General features: G+C 67.7%; 1 protein-coding gene. It reads right to left on the minus strand.

The window, feature by feature from the left end:
• Positions 1-27: 27 nt before the first annotated feature.
• On the minus strand, positions 28-2,631 hold a 2,604-nt coding region (locus tag LKD37_RS17215; protein WP_370686889.1), incomplete at its 5' end, for a cation-translocating P-type ATPase.

The raw sequence follows: 2,631 nt of genomic DNA on the forward strand, positions 1-2,631 counted from the left end.
GGCGCGATGCGCCGGAGCCGGTTTTGTTTACTTGCCCAGTCTGCGCTGGATGAGCTTCACCAGCTCCACAATGGGGATCACCAGCACCGCCAGGGCCAGGGCGATGCCGTACTCCGTCCAGCTGACGGGGGTGAAGCCGAAGGCGTTGGCGATGGGCGGCACCTCCAGCACCACGGTGGTCAGCACCAGGGAGCCCAGCATGGCGGCCCAGAGGACCTTGTTGTGGCCCCGGAGGGTGAACACACTGCGCCGCTGGGAGCGCATATTGAAGCTGTGGAAAATCTCGCACATGCTCATGGTCAAAAAGGCCATGGTCATGCCGTGGGGGGAGACGCCCCGGGGCATTTCAAAGCATCCCGCCTCCATGCAGTGGCCGATGATGTAGGAGGCCATGGTGATGACGGTGATGAGGATGCCCTGATAGGCGATGTCGAAGCCCAGGCCGCCGGAGAAGATGCCGTCCTTGGCGGAGCGGGGCGGGCGGCGCATGATGTCCGGCTCCGGGCGCTCCATGCCCAGGGCCAGGGCCGGGAAGCAGTCGGTGATGAGGTTGATGAACAGCAGGTGGACGGGGTTGAGGAGGGTGAAGCCCAGCAGGGCGGAGAAGAACACCCCCAGCACCTCGCTCATGTTGCTGGCCAGCAGGAAGCCGATGGCCTTGCGGATGTTGTCGTAAATGCGGCGGCCCTCGGCCACGGCTCCCACGATGGTGGCGAAGTTGTCGTCGGAGAGGACCATGTCCGCCACGTTTTTGGTGACGTCGGTGCCGGTGATGCCCATGCCGATGCCGATATCGGCGGACTTGATGGAGGGGGCGTCGTTGACGCCGTCGCCGGTCATGGCGGTGACGGCTCCCCGGCGGCGCCAGGCGCTGACGATGCGGACCTTGTGCTCCGGCTGGACCCGGGCATAGACGCTGTAGCGGTCCACGTTTTGAGTAAGCTCCTCATCGCTGAGGGCATCCAGCGCCGCGCCGGTGATGGCCTGGGAGGGGTCGGAGAGAATGCCCAGCTGGCGGGCGATGGCCACGGCGGTGTCCTGGTGGTCGCCGGTGATCATCACCGGGCGGATGCCCGCCTGGCGGCACTCCTCAATGGCGGGCTTCACCTGGGGCCGCACCGGGTCGATCATGCCGGTAAGGCCGATGAAGCAGAGGGCCTCCTCCAGGTGGGCGGGGGACTGATCCTCCGGCGCACCATCGGGCCAGGGGCGGCTGGCGGCGGCCAGCACCCGCAGGGCCTGGGCGGCCATGCGGTGGTTATCCGCCAGAATTTCCCGGCGGCGGTCATCGGTCATGGGCAGGGCTTGTCCGCCCTCCCAATAGTGGGTGCAGCGGGCCAGCACCTGATCCGGCGCGCCCTTGGTATACTGCACCACGCCCCGGGGGGTCCGGTGAATGGTGGACATCATCTTGCGGCCGGAGTCGAAGGGGGCCTCGCCGATGCGGGGGCGCTCCTGCTCCAATTGGGGCTTGGGCAGTTGATTTTCTGCGGCGAAGGATACCAGGGCCGCCTCCGTAGGCTCTCCCTGGACGGAGCCGTCGGGGTTCAGGACGGCGTCACTGCACAGGGCCATGGCGGAGGCCAGCAGGGCGGTGTCCCCGGTGTGGTCCACCACGGTCATCTTGTTCTGGGTCAGGGTGCCGGTTTTGTCGGAACAGATCACCTGGGTACAGCCCAGGGTCTCCACCGCCGTCAGGCGGCGGATCACGGCATTGCGGCGGCTCATGCGGGTGACGCCGATGCTGAGCACCACCGTTACCACCGTGGCCAGGCCCTCGGGAATGGCGGCCACCGCCAGGGACACGGCCACCATGAAGGTCTCCAGGATGCCGGACAGGGAGAAGTCCCCGGCCACGATCAGGTCAAACACGAAGATGAACACGCAGATGCCCAGCACCAGCCAGGACAGGGTCTTGCCCAGCTGGGTCAGCTTCTTTTGCAGCGGCGTCTCCTCCTGCTCCGTCCGGGCCAGGACGCCGGCGATCTTGCCCATCTCCGTGTCCATGCCGGTGGCGGTGACCACCATGCGGCCCCGGCCGTAGGCCACGGTGGAGCCCATATAGGCCATGTTGCGGCGGTCGCCCAGGGTCACCTCGCCGGTAAGGGCCTCCGGGGACTTGGCGGAGGGGACGCTTTCGCCGGTGAGGGCGGCCTCCTCAATTTGCAGGGAGGCACAGGCCAGCAGCCGTCCGTCGGCGGGGACCGCGTCCCCGGCCTCCAGCAGGACGATATCGCCGGGTACCAGGCGGCTGCTCTCCAGCTCCGTGACGGAGCCGCCCCGCAGGACCTTGCTGGTGGCGGCGGTCATGGTTTGCAGAGCCTCGATGGCGGCCTCGGCCTTGCTCTCCTGGACCACGCCCAGAACGGCGTTCAGCAGCACCACCGCCAGGATGATCAGCACCTCGGTGAAGGGCTCATGGGACAGGTAGTTGGTGACGGCGGACACGGCGGCGGCGGCCATGAGGATCAGCAGCATGGGGTCCTTCAGCTGCTGCAGAAAACGCTGAAGCAGGGTGGCCTTGGGGGCCTCCCGCAGACGGTTGGGGCCGTACTGCCCCAGGCGGGTCTCCGCCTCCCGGCCGGAAAGGCCGGTCTCGGCGGCGTGCAGGTCCTCCAGGACCTGCCGGGG

The sequence above is a fragment of the Brotocaccenecus cirricatena genome (assembly GCF_020687045.1).
GTDB lineage: Bacteria > Bacillota > Clostridia > Oscillospirales > Oscillospiraceae > Vescimonas > Vescimonas cirricatena.